The sequence below is a fragment of the Geobacillus sp. Y412MC52 genome (genome assembly GCF_000174795.2).
GTDB lineage: Bacteria > Bacillota > Bacilli > Bacillales > Anoxybacillaceae > Geobacillus > Geobacillus thermoleovorans.
Genome location: NC_014915.1, coordinates 1,691,740 through 1,712,142, shown reverse-complemented (window position 1 = coordinate 1,712,142; position 20,403 = coordinate 1,691,740). Strand labels below are relative to the sequence as shown.

General features: G+C 49.5%; 20 protein-coding genes and 1 pseudogene. 7 read left to right on the top strand and 14 right to left on the bottom strand.

Features of this window, described 5'->3' with window-relative positions:
• The first annotated feature begins 12 nt into the window (after positions 1-12).
• The 3 genes from GYMC52_RS08495 (at position 13) to GYMC52_RS08485 (ending at position 1,967) form a co-directional block, all read left to right on the top strand.
• The gene (locus GYMC52_RS08495) at positions 13-1,254 is read left to right on the top strand and encodes a DHH family phosphoesterase (protein ID WP_013523761.1); all 1,242 of its coding nucleotides are present in this window, start codon (positions 13-15) and stop codon (positions 1,252-1,254) included.
• Entirely contained in the window at positions 1,244-1,570 is a 327-nt protein-coding gene (locus tag GYMC52_RS08490) for a M23 family metallopeptidase (protein WP_049777093.1), read from the top strand. The genes GYMC52_RS08495 and GYMC52_RS08490 overlap by 11 nt, the downstream gene beginning before the upstream one ends.
• A gap of 202 nt (positions 1,571-1,772) precedes the next feature.
• The gene (locus tag GYMC52_RS08485; protein WP_013523760.1) at positions 1,773-1,967 is read left to right on the top strand and encodes a hypothetical protein; all 195 of its coding nucleotides are present in this window, start codon (positions 1,773-1,775) and stop codon (positions 1,965-1,967) included.
• A 513-nt stretch (positions 1,968-2,480) separates the two neighbouring features.
• Here the strand turns inward: GYMC52_RS08485 and GYMC52_RS08480 are convergent.
• The 3 genes from GYMC52_RS08480 to katG form a co-directional block, all read right to left on the bottom strand.
• On the bottom strand, positions 2,481-3,437 hold the full coding sequence (locus GYMC52_RS08480) for a DUF3800 domain-containing protein (protein ID WP_013523759.1): 957 nt from the start codon (positions 3,435-3,437) through the stop codon (positions 2,481-2,483).
• A 237-nt stretch (positions 3,438-3,674) separates the two neighbouring features.
• A complete protein-coding gene (locus GYMC52_RS08475) occupies positions 3,675-3,956 on the bottom strand; it encodes a hypothetical protein (protein ID WP_041469458.1) in 282 nt (93 codons plus the stop codon).
• A complete protein-coding gene (gene katG, locus GYMC52_RS08470; RefSeq protein WP_013523758.1) occupies positions 3,953-6,163 on the bottom strand; it encodes a catalase/peroxidase HPI in 2,211 nt (736 codons plus the stop codon). The genes GYMC52_RS08475 and katG overlap by 4 nt, the downstream gene beginning before the upstream one ends.
• A gap of 384 nt (positions 6,164-6,547) precedes the next feature.
• On the opposite strand from katG, the gene GYMC52_RS08465 reads away from it, so the two are divergent.
• Positions 6,548-7,780 carry an MFS transporter gene (locus GYMC52_RS08465; RefSeq protein WP_013523757.1) on the top strand — a complete coding sequence of 411 codons (1,233 nt, stop codon included), beginning with the start codon at positions 6,548-6,550 and terminating at the stop codon, positions 7,778-7,780.
• A 52-nt stretch (positions 7,781-7,832) separates the two neighbouring features.
• Here the strand turns inward: GYMC52_RS08465 and GYMC52_RS18610 are convergent.
• A pseudogene (locus GYMC52_RS18610) lies at positions 7,833-8,830 on the bottom strand (SDR family NAD(P)-dependent oxidoreductase).
• 169 nt (positions 8,831-8,999) lie between these two features.
• Between GYMC52_RS18610 and GYMC52_RS20180 the strand changes: the two are divergent.
• Positions 9,000-9,134: a hypothetical protein gene (locus tag GYMC52_RS20180; protein ID WP_255347948.1), complete on the top strand. Its 135-nt coding sequence runs from the start codon at positions 9,000-9,002 to the stop codon at positions 9,132-9,134.
• Positions 9,135-9,320: 186 nt separating this feature from the next.
• Complete coding sequence (locus tag GYMC52_RS08455) at positions 9,321-9,803, top strand: hypothetical protein (protein ID WP_013523756.1); 483 nt, start codon at positions 9,321-9,323, stop codon at positions 9,801-9,803.
• Positions 9,804-9,882: 79 nt separating this feature from the next.
• Here the strand turns inward: GYMC52_RS08455 and GYMC52_RS08450 are convergent, their stop codons facing one another.
• Entirely contained in the window at positions 9,883-10,458 is a 576-nt protein-coding gene (locus GYMC52_RS08450) for a hypothetical protein (RefSeq protein WP_013523755.1), read from the bottom strand.
• Between the two features lie 108 nt (positions 10,459-10,566).
• Positions 10,567-11,202 carry a hypothetical protein gene (locus tag GYMC52_RS08445; protein WP_013523754.1) on the bottom strand — a complete coding sequence of 212 codons (636 nt, stop codon included), beginning with the start codon at positions 11,200-11,202 and terminating at the stop codon, positions 10,567-10,569.
• A 204-nt stretch (positions 11,203-11,406) separates the two neighbouring features.
• On the opposite strand from GYMC52_RS08445, the gene GYMC52_RS08440 reads away from it, so the two are divergent.
• Positions 11,407-13,029: a hypothetical protein gene (locus GYMC52_RS08440; protein ID WP_013145342.1), complete on the top strand. Its 1,623-nt coding sequence runs from the start codon at positions 11,407-11,409 to the stop codon at positions 13,027-13,029.
• Positions 13,030-13,156: 127 nt separating this feature from the next.
• Here GYMC52_RS08440 and GYMC52_RS08435 read toward each other — a convergent pair whose 3' ends face one another.
• The 8 genes from GYMC52_RS08435 to GYMC52_RS08400 all read right to left on the bottom strand — a co-directional run bounded on the left by GYMC52_RS08435 (position 13,157) and on the right by GYMC52_RS08400 (position 20,303).
• On the bottom strand, positions 13,157-14,401 hold the full coding sequence (locus GYMC52_RS08435; RefSeq protein ID WP_013523753.1) for a DNA polymerase IV: 1,245 nt from the start codon (positions 14,399-14,401) through the stop codon (positions 13,157-13,159).
• Entirely contained in the window at positions 14,385-14,609 is a 225-nt protein-coding gene (locus GYMC52_RS08430) for a lysine transporter (RefSeq protein WP_013523752.1), read from the bottom strand. The genes GYMC52_RS08435 and GYMC52_RS08430 overlap by 17 nt, the downstream gene beginning before the upstream one ends.
• Positions 14,606-16,048 carry a PH domain-containing protein gene (locus GYMC52_RS08425; RefSeq protein ID WP_013523751.1) on the bottom strand — a complete coding sequence of 481 codons (1,443 nt, stop codon included), beginning with the start codon at positions 16,046-16,048 and terminating at the stop codon, positions 14,606-14,608. Before GYMC52_RS08425 ends, GYMC52_RS08430 begins: the two co-directional genes overlap by 4 nt.
• Positions 16,038-16,520 (bottom strand): PH domain-containing protein, encoded by a 483-nt coding sequence (locus GYMC52_RS08420; protein ID WP_013523750.1) that lies wholly within the window; start codon positions 16,518-16,520, stop codon positions 16,038-16,040. Before GYMC52_RS08420 ends, GYMC52_RS08425 begins: the two co-directional genes overlap by 11 nt.
• 281 nt (positions 16,521-16,801) lie before the next feature.
• On the bottom strand, positions 16,802-17,368 hold the full coding sequence (locus GYMC52_RS08415; protein ID WP_013523749.1) for a YdhK family protein: 567 nt from the start codon (positions 17,366-17,368) through the stop codon (positions 16,802-16,804).
• 289 nt (positions 17,369-17,657) lie between these two features.
• Positions 17,658-18,215 carry a TVP38/TMEM64 family protein gene (locus tag GYMC52_RS08410; RefSeq protein ID WP_013523748.1) on the bottom strand — a complete coding sequence of 186 codons (558 nt, stop codon included), beginning with the start codon at positions 18,213-18,215 and terminating at the stop codon, positions 17,658-17,660.
• Positions 18,216-18,246: 31 nt separating this feature from the next.
• The gene (locus tag GYMC52_RS08405) at positions 18,247-18,927 is read right to left on the bottom strand and encodes a response regulator transcription factor (protein ID WP_013523747.1); all 681 of its coding nucleotides are present in this window, start codon (positions 18,925-18,927) and stop codon (positions 18,247-18,249) included.
• 2 nt (positions 18,928-18,929) lie between these two features.
• A complete protein-coding gene (locus GYMC52_RS08400) occupies positions 18,930-20,303 on the bottom strand; it encodes a sensor histidine kinase (RefSeq protein ID WP_013523746.1) in 1,374 nt (457 codons plus the stop codon).
• Positions 20,304-20,403 lie beyond the last annotated feature (100 nt).

The window sequence follows — 20,403 nt, the reverse complement described above, 5'->3', positions numbered from 1 at the left end:
AGGTGGGACCCCATGATCAAATTATTCACTGACAGCGATCTAGACGGCATCGGCTGCGGATTGCTCGCGAAGCTGGCGTTTGCCGAGGTGAACATTTCGTTTTGTTCCTATCGCAATTTGGATGAACGGGTCGTCCAATTCTTGCAAAGCGACGAGGCCAACGGCGCCATGTTGTTTATCACCGACTTGGCCGTCGGCAAGGAAGTGGAACAGCAACTCGCTGAACGGGCGGCGCGCGGCGGCCATGTGCAAGTGATCGACCACCACGTGACGGCGCTTCATTTCAATGACTACCCGTGGGGACAGGTGGTGCCGGTGAGGGATGATGGCAAAAAGACGTGCGCCACCTCGCTCTTTTACGACTATCTCGTCCGCGAGGGAAAACTCGCACCTAATGAAACGCTAGATGGGTTCGTCGAGCTCGTCCGCCAATACGACACGTGGGAATGGGAAGAGAATGGGAATTTGCAAGCGAAGCGGCTGAATGATTTGTTGACGATTTTCGGGCTTGACGGCTTTTGGGAGACGATGAGCGAGCGGCTCGCCTCCAGAGAACCGTTCTCCTTGACCGAGACGGAAGAGCTGCTTCTCGATATGGAAGAGAAGAAAATTCAGCGTTACATTCGGCAAAAGCAAAAACAGCTTGTTCAGCGCTGGCTTGGTGACTATTGCATCGGCGTCGTCTTTGCCGAGCGCCATTTGTCGGAATTGGGCAATGCGTTATCCAAGCGTTATCCTCATCTTGACTTGATCGCTTTAGTCAACATGGGGACGAAACATATTGGCTTTCGCACCATTCATGATGACGTCAACGTCGCTGAGTTTGCCCAGCAATTCGGTGGCGGCGGCCATCCCAAGGCGTCCGGCTGTTTGATCGATGATACAACATTTCCGCTGTTTGTCGTCGAGACGTTCCCGCTTCTGCCGGTATACGGTGATGCGGAACAAAACCAATTGAACAAAAAAGACGAGGCCGAAGGAGTGTTTTGGACAAATCACCATGGCCAATGGTGGCTGAGTCGTAAAACCGCTCAAGGTTGGAGCGTGTATGCCGATGGGGGAGAGACCCATACGTTCCCAGAGGAAATCGCCGGCGAACGCTGGCTGAAGCGGCAGTTTGCCGCTGGCCTTGCCCATGATGCAGCCGTGCTCGACTTTTTAAGCGTTCGGCTCGGACGAGACAAAGATGCCATTCAAGCCGACTATAAAGCGGCCGTCAAACAATACAAGCAACAAACCGGCATTGAATCATGATGCCGCCGCTGTGGACGGCACGGTCGTTCGGTATGGGTGGAGTGAACTCGGTGGCTGGCGGCTGACCATTCGGACAAAGGCCGGGCTGTTTCTCTATTATGCCCACTTGCAAGGATATGCGGCGAATCTGTCGGAAGGACAAGCTGTCGTGAAAGGACAGCTCGTCGGCTTTGTCGGCGACTCTGGCTACGGTCCGGTCGGCACGACTGGAAAATTCGCCCCGCACTTGCACGTTGGCCTGTATGATGCGAACTGGAATGCGATCAATCCGTATCCATACCTAAAATATTGGGAACAAAACGGATTGCGGCACTAACCGGCAAGATCATCACAACCCACAAGGTTCAACAGCCACATATGCGCAAAAAGAAAAAGGTGTTCCGATCTCTTTTAGGAAGGATTGGGACACCTTTATTTGTTACGGAAACGCCGAAGAGAAAATGTTAACATAATTGTAACAGTTTTTGTGTTTAGGAAAAACAGTCTTTGATTATAATAATAATAGGGAGGTGAAGACGGTGAAACAGTATGTCTTTTCCTTCTACACAGTCCAAGGGAAAACGATTGTGTGGGAAGAGGCCATTCCGGCATCTGGGATGATGGAAGCCTTTTCAAAAGCCCAACGGCTTCTGGTGAAGCATAAGCAAGAAAAAGGCGTGTCAGTTCGCGTTCGGTATAAAGGCGTCCGCTATCGTCAAACGGATATTGCCTAAACGAAAGGAGAAAGGATGAGATCATGCGGTCCCTGCAGCTGCCGACGCGCAGTGGGTAACGTGCAGCTTCTTGAATGAGAATCAAGAGGCTGCGCGTTTTTATTTTAGGTAGGCGTGTCGATGGGCGTTTTTTTTTGTTTTGTCTCACTATTATGAGATTACTTGTTATCGAAACAGACTCTTTCATAACTTCTTATAATTTATATTATGTTAACTTAAGATGGGAAAAAGAGAGAAAGGAACGTCACGATTCCCTCTACTCCCCCTACGACTCGCTGCAACTGCAGCGCAGTGAAAAGCGGAAAACTATATGTAGTTCAATATTTCACGCGGCGCAAAGTCGTTGATTTTTTGCAATTCGTGTTTGCTCCACCATTTGAGTCCTTTCAGTGTGTCTTTTTCGTTCTTTGTCATATGTTCTATAGACAACACCGTATCGGATTGGATCGTGATGTGATAATAAATTTCCCGGCTAATAAAAGAACCTTGGTTTGCTGATGAAAAATACGAGAATCATAAAATAGAATAATTTCTTCCCCGCCCTTCAATCTGATCCTTATATCCGATAAGTGTATTCTTCATGGTATTCGGATAACCCACCTTGAGTCTAAGCTCTTTTAGAGGCATCACGGGATTCTCAACCATGATCTTTTGAATTCGTATTATTTCTTGTGAATCGTATGCTGCCTTATAAGCCATAAAGGGCGATACATAGTCGCTGATGTTAATAGAGGTGAGTTCTTCGTGTCCCGTCCATTTGTATAGTTTGATTTGCCGTTGAAAGTTAATTAAGTTATTCCCTTCAATGAGAAATCGGTATATTAAATCACTTTTTATCTTAGCAGTATTGGATGATTCGAGATAATTTTGTTCCAGCAAAAATATAACAATCCCCATAAATGTATCCACTATTTGCAAAGGTATTGATTTGACAGAGTTTTGGGAAAGGACATTAACAACGCGATAATTTTTATTGCGATAAGCCGAATGTGCATTCATCTGTTCAATGATTTTCGTTTCAAGAAAAAGCTTATCATACTCATCATTCTGGTCTACCTTAATCTTCACCCTAACCATTCCAGATTCTTGACTTGATAAATCCCGAGTCATTCCATAAAATAACCTTTCCGGTATTTTAATATAGAATAAGTTTCTTAGCTCAGTCGTCGTTAATCCAATTCTTTGTGCCGCATATAAAGCGTCCTTATTATTAACGGTTAGAATATTAATTTGTACATTCTCATTAATAACCGTATGAAGGGTTTGGAAATATTTCTTGACAAGGTTGTCTTTCGTATACTCTCGAAAATGAAGTTCACTAAAAGAATTACACTGTTTGAAGATATTTCGAACTTGCTTAACTACCTTCGCCATCGAGGCATCGGTCCCCCCATAGGCCCCATAGTAAGAATAGTCAGCGTTAAACTGATCAAGCTTATTACTTTCATCAAAATAGATTAAGTAGTGCATAAATGAGCAGACTCCCCTATTTTCCGATACATAATTTCATTTTTTGTTGACTAAAACACCCTTATGTCTTATAGTTAGAATAGCAAGATGTTATTTTCCCCGCTACCGTTTGGCAGGGCTGATAACATCTCAACGTACGGTAAGATAGCTTTTCCCCGCTACCGTTTGGCAGGGCTGAGCTATCTTTATTATATTTTTGACATGAGCGGTTGTGTTTTCCTTCTCCTCTATTCTATGTTATTTGGTCCTGCCGCAATAATACTGAAAACTACATAATTTGTCAATAAAATACATACTATTCCCAACTATTCCTCTCACAATCAAATAAACAGGCATTGAAATCACCAGCGAAACGATCGACATGACCTTGTTTCCTTCATCACCCTCAATTAAATAATCGAGTGATTGAGTGTTCCGTCTGCCTTCAGCCGCCCTTCCGCCACAGAAAGAGATTTCTAGACATACAAAAGCAGCTTGCCAATTCAGCGGCAAGCTGCTTCTTTTCGCTTCGCCGATCAAACCGTGACCGACTCTTTAGCTTGTTTCAAATGAATATCAAAGCGGTCGGCGTTCATCACTTTGACCCAAGCGTTGATAAAGTCGCGGACGAATTTTTCTCGGTTGTCGTCTTGGGCGTAAAATTCCGCGTACGAACGAAGGATCGAGTTGGCTCCGAAAATCAAGTCGACCCGGGTGGCCGTCCACCGCACTTCGCCCGTCTGCCGGTCGCGGATTTCATAAATGCCTCCTTCGGTCGGCACCCATTCATAGTTCATATCCAACAAGTTGACAAAGAAGTCGTTCGTCAGCACCCCGATGCGATCAGTGAAGACGCCGTGAGGCAGATCACGGTAGTTCGCGCCCAACACCCGCAAGCCGCCGATGAGCACGGTCATCTCGGGTGCGGTCAACCCGAGCAGCTGGGCTTTGTCGACGAGCAGTTCTTCCGGCGGAACGCTGTACTCTTGCTTTTGATAGTTGCGGAAGCCATCTGCGAACGGTTCCAACACGGCAAAGCTTTCGACATCGGTTTGCTCTTGTGTCGCATCGCCCCGTCCTGGAATGAACGGCACTGTGACATCAAAGCCGGCGTCGCGGGCCGCCTTTTCGACCGCGGCGCTGCCGCCAAGAACGATGAGATCGGCGATGCTGACTTTCTTCGGCAGCTCGCTTTGAATGTCTTCATACACCGAAAGCACTTTGGCGAGCCGCTCTGGTTCATTCACTTCCCAATCTTTTTGCGGCGCAAGGCGGATGCGGGCGCCGTTGGCTCCGCCGCGCTTATCCGAGTTGCGGAACGTGCTGGCTGAGGCCCACGCTGTTTTCACAAGTTCGCTGACGGTCAGGCCCGAGTTCAAAATTTTCGCTTTGATTTCTTCGATTTCGGCATCGGTCAGTTCATAATCGACTTTCGGAATCGGGTCTTGCCAGATAAAATCTTCTTTCGGAACTTCCGGACCGAGATATCTCGTTTTCGGCCCCATATCTCTGTGAGTCAGCTTAAACCACGCCCGGGCAAATGCATCGGCAAATTCTTCTGGATTTTGATGGAATCGGCGGGCGATTTTTTCATACTCTGAATCAAATCGAAGCGCCAAGTCCGTCGTCATCATCATCGTCGGAACTTTTTTCGACGGATCCTCGGCATCCGGTGCAAGATCTTTTTCATTCGGATCGACCGCCATCCATTGCCATGCTCCGGCTGGGCTTTTCGTCAGCCACCAGTCATAGCCAAACAGCATGTCGAAATACGATGTATCCCATTTGGTTGGCGTCGGCGTCCACGCGCCTTCAATGCCGCTTGTGATCGTGTCGCGTCCTTTTCCTTTTCCATACGAGCTGATCCAGCCCAGCCCTTGTGCTTCAATCGGGGCGGCTTCCGGCTCGGGGCCAACATGCGTGGCCGGGCCAGCGCCGTGCGCTTTTCCGAACGTATGGCCGCCTGCGATCAAGGCGACGGTTTCTTCATCGTTCATTCCCATGCGGCGGAACGTTTCGCGGATATCGCGCGCCGCTGCTTTCGGATCCGGCTTGCCATCAGGCCCTTCTGGGTTGACATAGATCAGCCCCATCTGAACAGCCGCAAGCGGATTCTCGAGTTCGCGATCCCCGCTGTAGCGTTCAGAAGCGAGCCATTCTTTTTCCGATCCCCAATAAACGTCTTCTTCCGGGTGCCATACGTCTTCTCGGCCGCCGCCGAATCCGATCGTTTTTCCTCCCATGGATTCGATGGCGACATTGCCTGCCAAGATGAACAAGTCCGCCCAAGAAATCTTGTTGCCATATTTCTTTTTGATTGGCCACAATAACCGCCGCGCTTTATCCAAGTTGGCGTTATCCGGCCAGCTGTTTAACGGCGCAAAGCGCTGCGTGCCGGTCGAAGCGCCGCCGCGGCCGTCGCCAATGCGGTACGTGCCAGCTGAATGCCAGGCCATGCGGATAAACAACGGCCCGTAATGGCCATAATCGGCCGGCCACCAGTCTTGGCTTTCTGTCATCAGTTTGCGCAAATCTTCTTTGAGCGCCCAATAGTCTAGTTTTTGAAACTCCTCAGCATAGTTGAACTCTTCATCATGAGGATTCGTTTTTCGGTCATGTTGATGGAGAATGCTTAAGTTCAGCTGGTTCGGCCACCAGTCTTTATTGGTTGTTCTGTTCGAGTGATGACTTGTCACACTGCCATGATACGGACATTTGGAAGCATTGTGTTGGCTTTGGTTTTTCATTTCCTCTTCCCCTTTCCGTTTCAAATGTCACCATTATCTTCCTAGTTGCTTTTTCCGCCAACTAGAATTGATAATGATTCGTACATTAAAATTATAATAAATTAATATTTGATAGTAAAGGATAAAAAATATTTTTTTATATAAAATCTTTTTTACCTTCGATTGCACCGCCGTATCCACTCAAGACAAACCATTCTGATCGTATGAAACAAGACTGCCCCTACTAATCTTGACAAAATTCTCCTGATCAAAAATAATACAAATAGGAACGTATATTCGATTTTGTTGGTTTGCGGCTGACGCTTGACCAACGAACGAAGGGAGCTGAGGCCAAATAAGCATGGAAACGGGACCATTTCATGAAAAGGAGGATATATAACTGCCATGACAACAACCAGTCCATCCATGGGTTCGCTTTTGCGAAACCGCTTTATTCAAACGATTATGACGGCCGGATTATTCATTCAAATCGGCATTTGGATTCGCAACTTTGCGATTTTATTGTTTGTGACAGAGAAAACAAACGGTAATGCGCTGGCCGTCTCGCTCATTTCAGTGGCCGAGTTCGCTCCCATTTTTATCTTTTCTTTTATCGGCGGAACGCTTGCCGACCGATGGCGCCCGAAACGGACCATGATTTGGTGCGATCTTTTCAGCGCGCTCTCCATTTTTGTAATCCTGATCGCCCTTTGGTTTGGCACATGGAAGACGGTGTTTCTTGCGACCTTTGTCTCGGCAATTTTATCGCAATTTTCGCAGCCGTCAGGAATGAAACTATTTAAGTTGCATGTTCCAGGCGAACAAATGCAAGGAGGCATGTCGCTATTTCAGACGATGATGGCGATTTTCGTCGTGATCGGCCCGATCATGGGCACATTCGTCTTTCAACAATTCGGCATCTACGTTTCCATGGCGATAGTCGGATTTTGCTTTTTGGCATCGGCTCTGATCTTAACGCTCTTGCCGCCGGATCGGGCTGAAGAGCGCGCTGGGAGCGCGGCATCTTTATGGGAGGAAATGAAGCAAGGCTTTCGCTATGTCTGGTCGCGCAAAATCCTCGTCACACTCGGCGGCGGGTTTATGGCCGCGGGATTAGCAGTGGGCTTGATTCAACCATTGGCCGTGTTTCTTGTCACGGAGCGGCTTGGGATGGAAGAAAGTTATTTGCAATGGCTGTTTGCCGCACACGGAGCAGCGATGATGATTGGCGGCGGCATAGCGATGGCGCTTTCCCACCGAATAGGGCCTCACGTTTTGCTGATGCTTGGAATGGGAAGTCTTGCCGTCGGTATTTTTGTCATGGGGTGGTCAACGCTGTTTTGGCTTACCTTATTGGCTGAGTTTATCGCCGGTCTTTTCATGCCGGCGCTGCACATTGGCATTAACACGATTGTGATGAACCATACGGAAGCAGCGTTTATTGGCCGAGTCAACGGCATGTTGACCCCGCTGTTCATGGGGGCAATGGTCACGACGATGAGCTTGGCCGGGGTGTTAAAAGAATGGCTTTCTCTCGTTGCGATTTATCAAATCTCGGCTGCTTTGTTTGTGATCGGCATTGTCGTCATGTTGCCGATGTTTCGGATGCTGCAGCCAGCGAAAACAAAATCATTGTGATGTAGAAGCATCAGCTGCTCGGTCATCGACGTCCGGGCAGCTGATGTTGTGATCACGAATGTTTCCAACCGCCATCCGTGAATATCCTCTCGATCTTCATGCCCGCCTTTTCTTCTGCTTCATATGTTTGTTCAATGGTTCGTTCGATTCCTTCTTCATATAAGGTTCTGGGCAAGGGGCCGATTTCCCGCTCGTATTTTTCCCCGCTTAGCACCACTGGCTCTTCATTCAGATACATCATCTCCACCATTTCTCTCATCCCTTTATGAAAGAGCCCTAAAAAGGTGATCATACCTTTACCCACTGTCTCAACTTTTGAATATCCGGTGGCTCTTCTTGCGATTTTGACAATTTCATGCCCGGAAATGACATCGCAAGCAGGAATATTCCAATGACCTCCATATGCGGAGTCACGAAGGGAGAGTTCGACCGCTGCTTTGGCTCCATCAGGGGTATAGATAAATTCCCGCTTCAAATCCATACGGCCCACATATTGCGCGTTTCGGCCGGAGAGCATGCCTTGCAAGGTGAAATGCACAAGGTATTTTCTGCATTCGGTCCATAAAAATCAGGGAAATGACAAATAAGAGTCGGCACTCCTCTCTGATGCGCTTCTGTAAGCATCTTATTCAGCTGCAAGCGAATTTTTCCTTTCTTGGTATGGGGGTTTTTCGGCGTATCCTATGTTACCTTTCTCCCTGGGCTGCGTCCATAAGCATAAATGTTGTCGACGAACACAACCTTTGCCCCATTCCCTTCCGCCGCCTTTAGCACATGTTCCATGATCGCCGGATGACCCTTAGGCCATTCGGGATAAGGGATGTTGACCGCATGAAAGATCACATCGACATTTTTGCATGCCTTGATCAGTTCGTCTTCCCGAAGCGCATCTCCTGGGCAGATTTCCACATCCTTCATCGTTCCAAACCACTGTTGCAGCTTATCCTGAGAACGGGCAAAGGCTCTGACAGGGATTCCTCTTGATGTGAGCTCCTGAACCAGGGCATAGCCCATTCCGCCTGATGCGCCAAGCACGATCGCTTTTCTCACGTTTTATGCTTCCTTTAATATGAACGCCGAGCCCATCATTTTTTATTCCATCAACATCCCATTATGGCGGCCTGTTCTCCTATTATGTTATATTCGATGTCTTCCTTCCTTTTCCTTTAACGCTAAGTCAATATTTTCTTTCGATAGAGCAAAGGAGAAGCGCGCAACGGTGTTTCGAATGAATGTTCATCCCATCGAGCAGCTGTTTGTGCATCGCAAGCGAACGATGAGCATGACAATGTTCCTCCGTTCTATCCATCGATTGCCGCTGTTGGGATACATTTTTCAAGTGTCAGCACAATGACACATGAGCAGTCAGTGAAAACAAAATCATTATGATGTAACTCTCTAAACTTTTTTGCCTAATAGGTGACTCTCCTAATTGCGAAAAAAATAGGTCGAAAAATAGTTATTCATCTGAATCAATCTGTTCAACATCATCATTTAATACAGTAGTACCAAATCTAAACTAGGAAAGGATGATAGACGAATGGTTTGTGTGTGCAATGGTGGATTGTTTCCCCAATTGTTTTTTACGCAGTCTTCAACGGATTTGCCCATTACCATCCCTCTGACAGGAACTGCCGTCACGGAAGTGCTTCGTTTGCAGCCGATTACGACCCTCAGCGGCGATCGTGTCAAACTTGATTCGATGGTTGAGTTGGAACTGGCCGTATTGGTCCTCGTAACAGGCGTAACCTTGACAGGCATCACCTATCGCTTAGAACGATCAACGAATGGAGGAGCTTTTATACCCATTGCATCGCTTGATGTGGAATCACTTCTTCCTGGATTAGGACTTGCTGCTAACACGACGTTATTCCCGAACTTGACATGGGTCGACACGCCGGGCGTAGGCACGCATGTATATCGCATTGTCATTGAAACGAACGGAGGCATTTTATCTACCCTGTTAAGCAGCATTACAGCGGAAACTCGCGCCTTGAACGCTCTTGTTGTTCGCAGCGTATAACCTGTCAAAGCCGGCTCAGTGCAAGGTGATTGCCCGCTGAGCCGGCTTTTTGTCTTATGGCGCATATGTCTTCAGGCTGTTAAGCATGGACAACAATATGGTTCAACGATCGCACTCCATTGGGCAGCTGTTGGCAGAAAAAAAATCCATCCACTTTGTAAGCGGTTGGAGCTTCGCTCATGCTGAATTGGAATTGGAAATTAGAAAAAGAAAGATGTTGTCCTGGCTCGATGCGTGATACATGAACCGGCTTTAGCCAAAATTCCCCCTTCTCCTCCACCATGTTCTCCGCCTCCTTATTCATATATCGCCAAGGTTCCATCACTAGTGGATTGAGGCGGCGATCGTATTGAATGTCATCCCCTAACTTGGCGGATAACACCATATGCTCCTTGGGGGAAACCCGCAGGCAAATATAGGGGTTCTCCAAAGGAGAAGATCCCATATTGCGGATCACGAAGTTCCCGGCAATGATTCCTTTTTGCCCGCCTGCCTTCGGAAGCAATAAGGAATAGGTGAAGTAACAAATCACACAAATTTCATCTGATAAGACTTGTTTCGGCAACTGTTTCATTTCCGTTACGGCTTGTTTAACAGCGCGAAGTTCTTTCTCAATCGATTGTATTTTCTGTTCCAACTTTAGAATCTCATCCATCATCTTTCCCCCTCTTATGACGTCACTTTTCCATTTCTTAAATGTATATGTATGAAAAAAAGAGGAGAACATCTCCTCTTTTTTCCGCATAAACGAGAGACGTGTTTTTTACATTGCAGGAAACACAGCGGGGCATTGCGGCGGAAAGACATCCACTGGGCATTCCTCTTCGCAGATGATTTCCGGGCGGGGTTGGCAGAACCGTGCAGCGACTTCCAAAATGACTTCAAACGTCACGACAATGCTTTGGCAAATGCGGATCGAAATATTCGCAGTAATGCTGTTTCCGCTTTGCGTAAACGCCCCGACGCGGCAAGTATTAAAGGTGTTTTGCACAGCGTTGCAGCACACCGTTGTGCCTTCTGGAGCACAAAGAATCACTTCCTCGCTGGTCGTGATTAAGGCGGGGTTGCTGACGACGGTAACTTGAGCGCCCGTTGCGTTCGTTCCCGTCACCTCTAACACGACTTGAATCGTTTTGCTTAAGGTGACCGCTTGCAGCGTCACAATTTGATTGCCGACCGTGCACTCAATATCACGGCGAGGAGCGTCTTCCGCACACTCCAACAATGTGATCGAACAATTGACTTGGGAAACCGTGACTCCATCCAAAGAACCGGACGGGAATGTGAACGTGATGTCTTGCGCCAGCTGTACAACGTGTGTCGTCCAGTCATAGACTTTGCACACTTGAATGCACTCTGGATCAAATTGCTGAGCAAATTGCTCTAAATTGATAGGCATAAAATAGATCCTTCCTTTCATTTCATGTTTTTTTCAGGCTACTCTATAGTATGATTGCGATAAGTACAAGTTATAGTAAAAATGACTATTTTTGTTCGTTTTTGAAAACAAAAATGATATGGTTCATGCATGAGCAAGCAGGGTACCTATTTTTCGATGTCTGCATATAATGGCTACCATGACATGCGGAAAAAGGTGATGGACATGAACTGGGAACAAAAAAACACCCAATTGCAACAGAAAATCATCCACCTGAAATCAGAATTGGACAAATACAAAACATTGCTCGCCTCATTGACTTCTCAAGAAGAATGGGAGCGTCTTCACATGGAAAAGGATGAACTCCAAGCGAAACACGATGAACTCATCGAACAATGCCGCCATTATGAAGAGTTGCTGTCCGCACAAACGAATGAGATCCAACGCTTATCGGAAGCATTGAAAACTATGGAGGAAGAAAAAGAATTGTTGCGGCAGGAGATAGAGCAATGGAAAACAAAATGCGCCTACTGGCAAGAACAAGCTGAATCCAATCAAAAACACCTACAGTCTTTGGAAGAGAGAGTGAAGGCGTTTCAACAAAAGGAAACGGAATGGAATGAAAAAAATCGAGTGCGAAAGGACGTGCCCCTTTCTTTTATGAACGAATCAACCGATTCATGGGCATCTTGGCTAAATAGACTGGAAAAAGACAGTAAGATGATGAAGGAACAAATAGAGAAAATCGCAAAGGATTTTTCAAAACTACAAAACGCTTTAAGCAACATCCCCAAAATCGAAGCCCTGGAAAAAGACATAGATGTTTTCACGAAGCAAATGCAAGAAATACAAAAAAAACTGTCCAAAATAGATATCGAAAAACAAAAAGACTCCTTGACATTGCAAAAACATATTCTCGCTCAACAAATGGATTTGGAGTTAATGATGGAAAAGGTCACGAGTTTTGCCAGTGAAATCAGACATCTCTCGAACCAAATCGCTGATTTCACCAAATTGCGAAATGATCCACGTTACGACGCAAATGACTTGAAGGATGTGCTGTCCCACCTCATGCAACAATTCACCGCATCTTCTGATGAGAAATCGAAAGAACCGGCAACATCACCGAGCCAATCAGTCACCTCCTTTTCAACAAGCATGCAGACGGGAAAGGCGCTGTCATCCCCCAACAGCTTTTTGAAATTACAGGAGCTTATGGATGACGCGAACCAACCCATTGTCGTCTCATCTGTGAAACGCAAAGAAGCGCATGCCTTCAACTTTCCCTCATCTCATCTATATTCGCAAAAATCGGTCCCAATCAAACGCGTCAGAATGGAACAGCCGTCTTCCCATCATCGCCATCCATCCCCTCCGGCAGAGGATGAGGGCAACCGATTGAACATCAGCGTTCAACATGATCCATCAAATTCAGAAAAACGCTCAGACGCTTCAAGACTGGAACAGAAAAAGGAACCAAAGCTGTTTACACAGGCAGATGAAGTGAGTTTAGAAAGCATCCATAAAGCGGCGGGCCCCCTAAAAAACCAGGATGAACGATCTGAAGAAATAGACCAAAACATGAAAATCAGGGGAAAGCATGAATATCCAGTTCCCCCCGATGGCCAAGAGGTGCTGATGCAAGATCAAACAACAGCATCCGAAATTTCTGCCAATGGGCAGAAATCGGATTCTGAAGCCCATGAAATGGAAACAACCCCTTCTTCTGTTTCGGTTCCAATCGAAGAAGACGCAATCACTCAAACAGAAGATCTCTTTATCGAAAAAGAAAAACCATCCAAATGGGGATTATGGTCTCTATTCAAAAAGACGAAAATACCTCAATAACCAAGAGGGTGTCCCAAAAGGATCGGGACACCTTTTCTTATTACCGTTATGTAGGCATAAAACAATCATTAAGAAACGATATGTTGTGTTTTGTTTAAGGGAAAACAACCTTTTGGGTCAGCCCCTCCTACTTTGGATTCAGAACATCGCCCTTTTTTTCTGGCACCGAACGGACGCCACGCAACAGCTCAGCGCCTGTTCGAAGGGCGCGATCGCCGAATTTGGCTCGCAGCTGTTCGATCGTTTTCCAAAGCGCTTCCACTTTCGCGTCCTCTTCATAGTGAAACAAATCGAGCTGTTTTCCTTCTTCCCGTTCGTCAAACACATGGAGCGCGGCGACGCCAAGAAGCCGCACCGGGCGGCCGTCCCAATGCTTTTTCAACAGCCGCGCTGCCGTCAAAAAGAGGTCGTCCGCCGTTTGCAACGGCGCCGCCTCGGTTTGGCTGCGAGTGATCGTGCGAAAATCGCGGTAGCGGATCGTCAACTGGACAGTCCGCGAGACGACACGCTTTTGTTTCATCCGTACGCTGACAGATTCGGCCAGCTTGCGCAAAACGGCCCGCAGTTCTTGTTCGTCGTCTGTATCGCGCGGCAGCGTCGTTGAGTTCCCGACCGATTTCCATTTCTCCGTTGCTTCCGGGTCAACCGGACGCGGGTCGATGCCGTTCGCCCGCTCGTGAAGGCGCAGGCCATAGACGCCAAACGTCTTCTCAAGAAGCACCCGGTCGGCGTTCGCGATATCGCCGATCGTGCGCAGGCCCAACGCATGCAACTTCTTTGCGGTTTTGTCGCCGACGCCATGCATCTGTTCGACCGGAAGCGGCCATAGCACGGCCGGCACGTCGCGTTTACGCAGCACGGTGATGCCGAGCGGCTTTTTCATCTCGCTTGCCATTTTCGCCAAAAACTTATTCGGGGCGATGCCGATGCTCACTGGAATGGACAGCTGCTCCAACAGCCCGCGCTGGATCTGATGGGCCACGGCCAGCGGGTGAACGGTTGGCGTCCGGCCAGTCATGTCCAAATAGCCTTCATCGATCGAGGCGCGCTCCAAAACAGGCGAGAAACGCTCGAGCCATTGGAACATGCGGCGGCTCATCTCGCGGTAAAAGGCGAAATCCGGCGGCCGCACGACAAGGTCCAAGCAGCGTTTTTTCGCTTCCCAGAGCGGCATCGTCGTATAAATGCCAAAATGTTGCTTTGCCACATAGTTCGCCGCCAGCACGATCCCTCTCCGCTCTTTCGGGTCCCCTGCTACGACCACCGGCTTTTCCCGAAGCGTCGGATGGCGGGCGATCTCGCAGCTGGCGAAAAACGAATTGCAGTCGACGTGAAAAATGATCCGTCCACGGGATTCACGCTCTGTTGACATGCCCTTTCCCTTTCTTTTCTCTGTTTTCGCCCAAAACGGCGAGTAAAATCAACAACGTATCGCACAACGACGCGGTCAGCACCGCCGGCAAGGCGCGCCGCCAACGCCGCTGGATCGCCCCTTGGGTCAAAATGAACACGTTTTGCACACCCAGCGGCAAAATGAGTCCAAACGCAAGGATGAGCCCGTGAAGAAAGGCTCTCATCATGTTTGCTTCTTCCTTTCCCCTTGCAGCCAGCGATAGATCGAAGCCGCATCCTCTTCATCCACATCCACGACGCGGGCGCGGGTGCCGATCGGCATGACGGAAGCCGAGATTGTCGCCAGCCGTTTTCGCCTTTGCCACCAGGTCGCCGATGCTTCGAGCGATTGAACATGACGTTTCAATACATACGTCGTCGTTTGCCGAAACCAGCCGCTTCGAAGTGCCAGCTGCCGCGATGAAAGCGCCCAACCCGCGATGCGAAAGCGGCGGGTGCCGATCCATGCCCCTAATGGCAGCACGAACAAAGCGGCCATGCCCCATGGGCGTTCCATATACGCCACCAAGATGGTTGGAATCACGAGCCAAACAAGCGGACGAAGCATGTAGCGGCGTTGGGCCCGTTTCGGCAATGGATGAAAATGGGCATCGAGATCGTACTCGGGCAAACAAGCTTGAATGATCGACGCCACTCGCCTCTTTTCGACAAGCGGGCAAAGAACAACATCCCCTGCCCCGCCGCCATCCAGTCTCCCTCCGGCATGAATAATGGACACAGAGGCGTATCCGAAAAAACGGCGCAGCCAATTCTCATGAATGACGACACCTTGGACGCGGGCAACAGGGACGGACACCGCTTTTCGTTCCAACCATCCGCGAGCAATCACAATCGTGTCTTCTTGTTTCCGCACGACAAACGAAGCGTACCGGATCATATTTTGTACAATGGCTACTCCATAGGCGGCTAAGAGAATCGACAAGATAAATAGACCAATATACCATCGTCCATGTCCGTTCCATGTCGACTGAATATCACGGACAAGCGCCTCATACGGAATGAAGTCGCTAAATTGCGACAAAAACGCGCATAAAGCGGCAACCACGCCAAGCGCTCCACCGCTTGTCAACGAAGCCATCCATACTTCTTTCATCGATAAGGTAAACAGAGCAGGATGTGGGCGGTTCGCGAGTGGTTCCGGATGGGCAGCGTTTTCCGCCTTGTTTTTCGCCTGTTCCACGCATCGTTGCAGGCGGCGGGCTTCTTCCCTTGATATGGCCCGAAGCGTCACTTCTGCTTCACCGAGGGCATCGCCCGCCGTCTCAATATGCACTTGGACGACCCCCGCCATCCGCTGCCATATTCCCTCTGTCACCGAAATCCCATGAATGCGCTCCAGCGGAATCGAACGCCTTTTGCGGACAAACACTCCTTCTTCCACGAGCAAGTGGTCTTCGTTCCATTCATAGGTAAAGCGAATCCACGAAAGAATCCCCATGACCAGCGTATAGGCCACAGCCACAAGCGGCACGATGAGATCGCGCCATGAAAAATCATTGCGGCTGCCGGCCACCATGATCACAAGGAGCGGAACGACCATATTTTTCAGCTCTTTCCCGACTCCCGCCAGAATCGCAATGGGATGAAGGCGGCGTCTAGGCGTCATCTTCATCCGCCACCTTCGCCCACTCGGCAATCAAGCAACAAAGCCGTTCTGCTTCTTCCATCGGAAGAGCGGGAATTTCATGAGCGGCCGCCGCCGTGAACACCGCGATGGAAGCCAAGCCGTACCGCTTGAGAAGCGGACCTTGCCGCACATCGACGTACTGAACGCGAGCCATCGGGATGAGTGTTCGTCTCGTGGACCAGACCCCTCGCTGAATGTCAATCTCTTCTTCACGAATGTCATAGCGCCAACGTCTTTGGCGCAACGGCGGGAGCCAGACGACCCATACAATGGCTTGCACCACCCAAACGCCGGCCAACACCATCAATAACCAAGGAGGAGCATGGAACTGCGAGAGCAGCCACATGACTCCCCCGATCGCCACGCCAGAAGCCAACGTCCCAAGCGCCCCAGTGAGGCGCCACACGGTGATCGCTTTGGCCGAAATTGGTTTTCCGCTGTCATGAAACATTCTTCCAATCTCCTTTTCTGTGAAAATACGCTCCTTGCCCAGTCTTGTACTTGAAGGGCGAGGAGCAAGGTTTGCTCATGAATGCTTTTGGTGAGATCAACTTCATTTCCAGTATAACAAATGTTTTCCATGTTGACGAAGTCGTTTTTCGCAAATCGTTGACAGAACGACCGAACTATTATATTCTGAAACTTCACAAATGAGCCGAAAAAAAACAAGCCATTCCCCTATGCTCCAAGGGAAATGGCTGCGCGTTTTGCTGAAACACCGATGATGATTCGTTAGTTGGCCGGCGACAGCTCGTCTTCGGTCACCCATTTGTGGTTTGTCACTTTTTTACCGGTTTCCGTATCGATGAAATCGACCATATACACCGTCGTTTGTTTCGCCGAATCAATGACCGCCTTGGCGCCTTTCATCCCTTCCATGTGATCGGCATTCAAGACGACTTCATCGCCCGGCTGGAACGGTTTGTCACCGGCGTTTTCGATTTCTTCATGGATGACCCATTTATGGTTTTTCACTGGTTTCCCGCCCGTGGTTGGAGTGTATGTGACCGTATAGACGATCGTGTCAAAGGCACCGGTGACAGTCGCCTTGGCTCCATCCATTCCCGGCATATGATCCGCATGGATGATGACTTGGCTTCCAACCGGATACTTTGGTTGTTTCGCTTCCTTCAATCCAGCCGGAACCTCTCCTGAACCCGAGTGGTTCATTCCTTCATGCCCGGTGTGAGAAGCCGTATTTTCCTTTGGCGCTTTGTTGTCGTCTGCACCGGTGCAGGCCGATAGCAAGAGCGCTGCCATGACCGAAGTTGTGCCTAACAACATTTTCAAGTTTTTCATCGTTTTCACCCTCCTTGCCTTGTTAGCATATCCGTCATTTGTGCAGATTTTATGGAGATGCCCTTGATCATGCAAAAAGTCGCAACCGTGCATGTGAACATTGATGGAAAGGCGAGGTTTGCCGGTCTGCGGAGCCGCAGGCTGTGGTGCAAGAGGAATCGATGAGCCCTGGACGCAGGAAGGCGGCAGATGGCCGCAATGGATTTCCCCTGCTTTTAAGTATACAAAGTCTCTTCCACCGCCTTAAACGGAAGGGGGAGCGGGAGCCTGCTGTTTCCGCTTCTCTGTTTCATCCAGGCATCTTTTTCCTTATCTTCCGCCAAATAAACAAAAACATGGCTCCGGATAAAACAGCAAGAATGAGTTTTCCTTGCCACGTGACGCGGATCACCTGATCGACGGCATACGCTTCCATCCATAAAGCTGGGAGCTTGCCGAGCGAACTGGCGGCCGCGAAGACGGGGAAAGACGTGCGGCCGATGGCGGCGACAAACGTTACCACCCCTGATGGCACAAACGGCAACAGTCGAAGCGCGAAAATGAGCCCAAACGCCTCCTTGCCACTTGCATGCAGCAACGGCTTCACCTTGGGATGGGAAAGCCATGTCGTCTCGCTCCATCGGCGAAGTCCTTTTCGATACAAGACAAACGAGACGACCGCTCCGAGCGCCTCTCCGGCAAACGACACCCAAAAGCCGGGCCAAAATCCGAAAACGGTCAAATTGGCGGCAGTCAAAAAGGCGCTTGGTACGACCCCGAGCACGCTGATCACCACATTGCAGGCTAGACTCAAGAAGTACGCCGCTCCGCCGTATGCTTGAAGGAACTCAATCATCCGTTCTTCCATTTGGCCCAAACGCCTCTCTTTCCGAAAATGGTTATGGCTTGCGCCCTTCCCATTTGTAGCCGACGCCCCAGACCGTCTGCAAATATTCGTCCGCTGGGAACCCCGCTTTACGCAATTTTTCGCGGATGTTTTTCATGTGGGAGTCAACGGTCCTCTCTTCCGTATCAGCGAGATAGCCCCATAGCGATGCGATGATTTGCCCGCGACTGAACACCTGATTCGGGTGCTTTAACAGCAGCCCCAAAATGGCAAATTCTTTCGGCGTCAACGCAATCGGCTTATCTTCGTAGCGGACCGTATGTTCCTCTTCGTCCCATACAAGCCTGGCCGCGCGAATGGCGGAACGACCGCCGGCTGTACGGCGCAGCACCGCTTCAATGCGAGCAAGCAGTTCCGCCTCGTCAAACGGTTTCGTCACATAATCGTCCGCTCCGATTTTCAATCCTTGGACAATATCCGCCGTCTCATCGCGAGCGGTGACCATCATGATCGGCACATTCGAAAACGATCGGATGCGGCGGCACGTTTCCCATCCGTCGAGTTCTGGCATCATGACATCAAGCAGCACCAAATCGGCATGATGGCGCCGCAAATAGTCAATGGCTTCCGCCCCCGAACGCCGTTTCACGCAGCGGTAGCCGTTCGGCGCTAAATACAATTCCAATAAATCAAGCATCCGCTCTTCATCATCAACCAACAGCAAGGTATACATCGTTATCCCTCCGGCAGCGTAATGAGGATGGTCGTTCCTTTTCCTTGTTCGCTTCTAGCGGCGATCGTTCCCCCGTGCGCCTCGACGATTTCTTTGGCAATCGCCAAACCGAGTCCGGTCCCGCCGCTTGTCCGCGACCGCGATTTGTCAACCCGGTAAAACCGCTCGAAAATCCGGGGCACATCTTCCGGCGGAATGCCGGTTCCTTCATCGGACACGGCAATGACGATTCCTTGCTTTTGAAGATGAACGGCGACGGCCACCGTCGTGCCGGAAAACGCGTACTTTCGTGCATTGTCAAGCACGTTGATCATCACTTGCTCGAACCGCTGCCGATCGATCGCAGCCATGACCGAACCGGGGCACTGGCACACAAGCGACAGCGATTTTTCCTGAAACGCGGGGCGCAGTTTTTCACACAATTTTGTCAAAAACGAACAAAGATTCGTCGGCTGCTTTTCAATCTGGAACGAGTGTTGCTCCAGTTTGGCTAATTCAAACAAATCTTTGACCATCTTTTCGATCTTTTCCGCTTCTTCGTAAATGATCGCCATATAGTTCGCCCGTTGCTCCTCAGACAGATGCGGACGCCTAGCAATGTCGGCGTATCCTTTCACATACGTCAGCGGCGTGCGCAATTCATGAGAGATGCTCGCTAAAAATTCGCTCCGCTCTTGTTTCAAATACGCCAAATCGTTGGCCAGCGTTTGAATCGCTCTCCCGAGTTGCGCCAGCTCGTCGTTGCCTTTCATCTCGAGGCGGACGGAAAAATCCCCCCGGCTGAGCGCCTCGGTCGCCTGTTTCATGCGAAGGAGCGGCATCGTGATGGCGCGGGAGAAAAAGGCGATGGTCAACACGGTGATCGCCACCGACAGCACGCCAACGACGATAAAATGATGCTTCAGTTTATACACCATCGTCCGGATCGAGCGGGTGTCTTGAAACATATACACATATCCTCTTGTTTCACCCCTGATTTGAATCGGGCTGACGGCAGCGATATGCGACGCCCGCTTCCAGTCAGTTTCGACCATCATTCCCCGGCGGGGAATATGGCGACCGTTCGTTAAAGGAATGATGCGCTTGGCAAACGGAACAATGCCGCTAGACGCCGATACAATCCGGCGCCGGGCGTCAGTGATGGCGACATCGGTTTCCGCCTCTGATTCCATCATCACGACATGCGCCAACGTCGTTCGATCGTTATTTTTCTCCAAGACGTTGCGGTGGCTGTTTCCCCGCGCCAACAGCTGTGCGAATTCTTCCTCGATGCGCGCATGGACAAGCGTTGCATAGAGGGAAACGAACAGCACCATTTCAATGGCCAAGACAAAGGCAAAAAACAGCATTCCGAGTTTCCATGACAGTTTTCGCACGGATTCCTCTCCTCATCCATCAAGCCCCAGTGTCATTTCAATTTTACTATTTTATTTGACAAATGTGCAGAAAGTGTGGAGATGCGGCTTTGCGCCGCGC

Coding starts and splice junctions, on each gene's coding strand:
- GYMC52_RS08495 (WP_013523761.1), top strand. CDS start 13: ATGATCAAATTATTCACTGACAGCGATCTAGACGGCATCGGCTGCGGA.
- GYMC52_RS08480 (WP_013523759.1), bottom strand. CDS start 3,437: ATGCACTACTTAATCTATTTTGATGAAAGTAATAAGCTTGATCAGTTT.
- katG (WP_013523758.1), bottom strand. CDS start 6,163: ATGAAAAACCAAAGCCAACACAATGCTTCCAAATGTCCGTATCATGGC.
- GYMC52_RS08465 (WP_013523757.1), top strand. CDS start 6,548: ATGACAACAACCAGTCCATCCATGGGTTCGCTTTTGCGAAACCGCTTT.
- GYMC52_RS08455 (WP_013523756.1), top strand. CDS start 9,321: ATGGTTTGTGTGTGCAATGGTGGATTGTTTCCCCAATTGTTTTTTACG.
- GYMC52_RS08450 (WP_013523755.1), bottom strand. CDS start 10,458: ATGGATGAGATTCTAAAGTTGGAACAGAAAATACAATCGATTGAGAAA.
- GYMC52_RS08445 (WP_013523754.1), bottom strand. CDS start 11,202: ATGCCTATCAATTTAGAGCAATTTGCTCAGCAATTTGATCCAGAGTGC.
- GYMC52_RS08440 (WP_013145342.1), top strand. CDS start 11,407: ATGAACTGGGAACAAAAAAACACCCAATTGCAACAGAAAATCATCCAC.
- GYMC52_RS08435 (WP_013523753.1), bottom strand. CDS start 14,401: ATGTCAACAGAGCGTGAATCCCGTGGACGGATCATTTTTCACGTCGAC.
- GYMC52_RS08430 (WP_013523752.1), bottom strand. CDS start 14,609: ATGATGAGAGCCTTTCTTCACGGGCTCATCCTTGCGTTTGGACTCATT.
- GYMC52_RS08425 (WP_013523751.1), bottom strand. CDS start 16,048: ATGACGCCTAGACGCCGCCTTCATCCCATTGCGATTCTGGCGGGAGTC.
- GYMC52_RS08420 (WP_013523750.1), bottom strand. CDS start 16,520: ATGTTTCATGACAGCGGAAAACCAATTTCGGCCAAAGCGATCACCGTG.
- GYMC52_RS08415 (WP_013523749.1), bottom strand. CDS start 17,368: ATGAAAAACTTGAAAATGTTGTTAGGCACAACTTCGGTCATGGCAGCG.
- GYMC52_RS08410 (WP_013523748.1), bottom strand. CDS start 18,215: ATGGAAGAACGGATGATTGAGTTCCTTCAAGCATACGGCGGAGCGGCG.
- GYMC52_RS08405 (WP_013523747.1), bottom strand. CDS start 18,927: ATGTATACCTTGCTGTTGGTTGATGATGAAGAGCGGATGCTTGATTTA.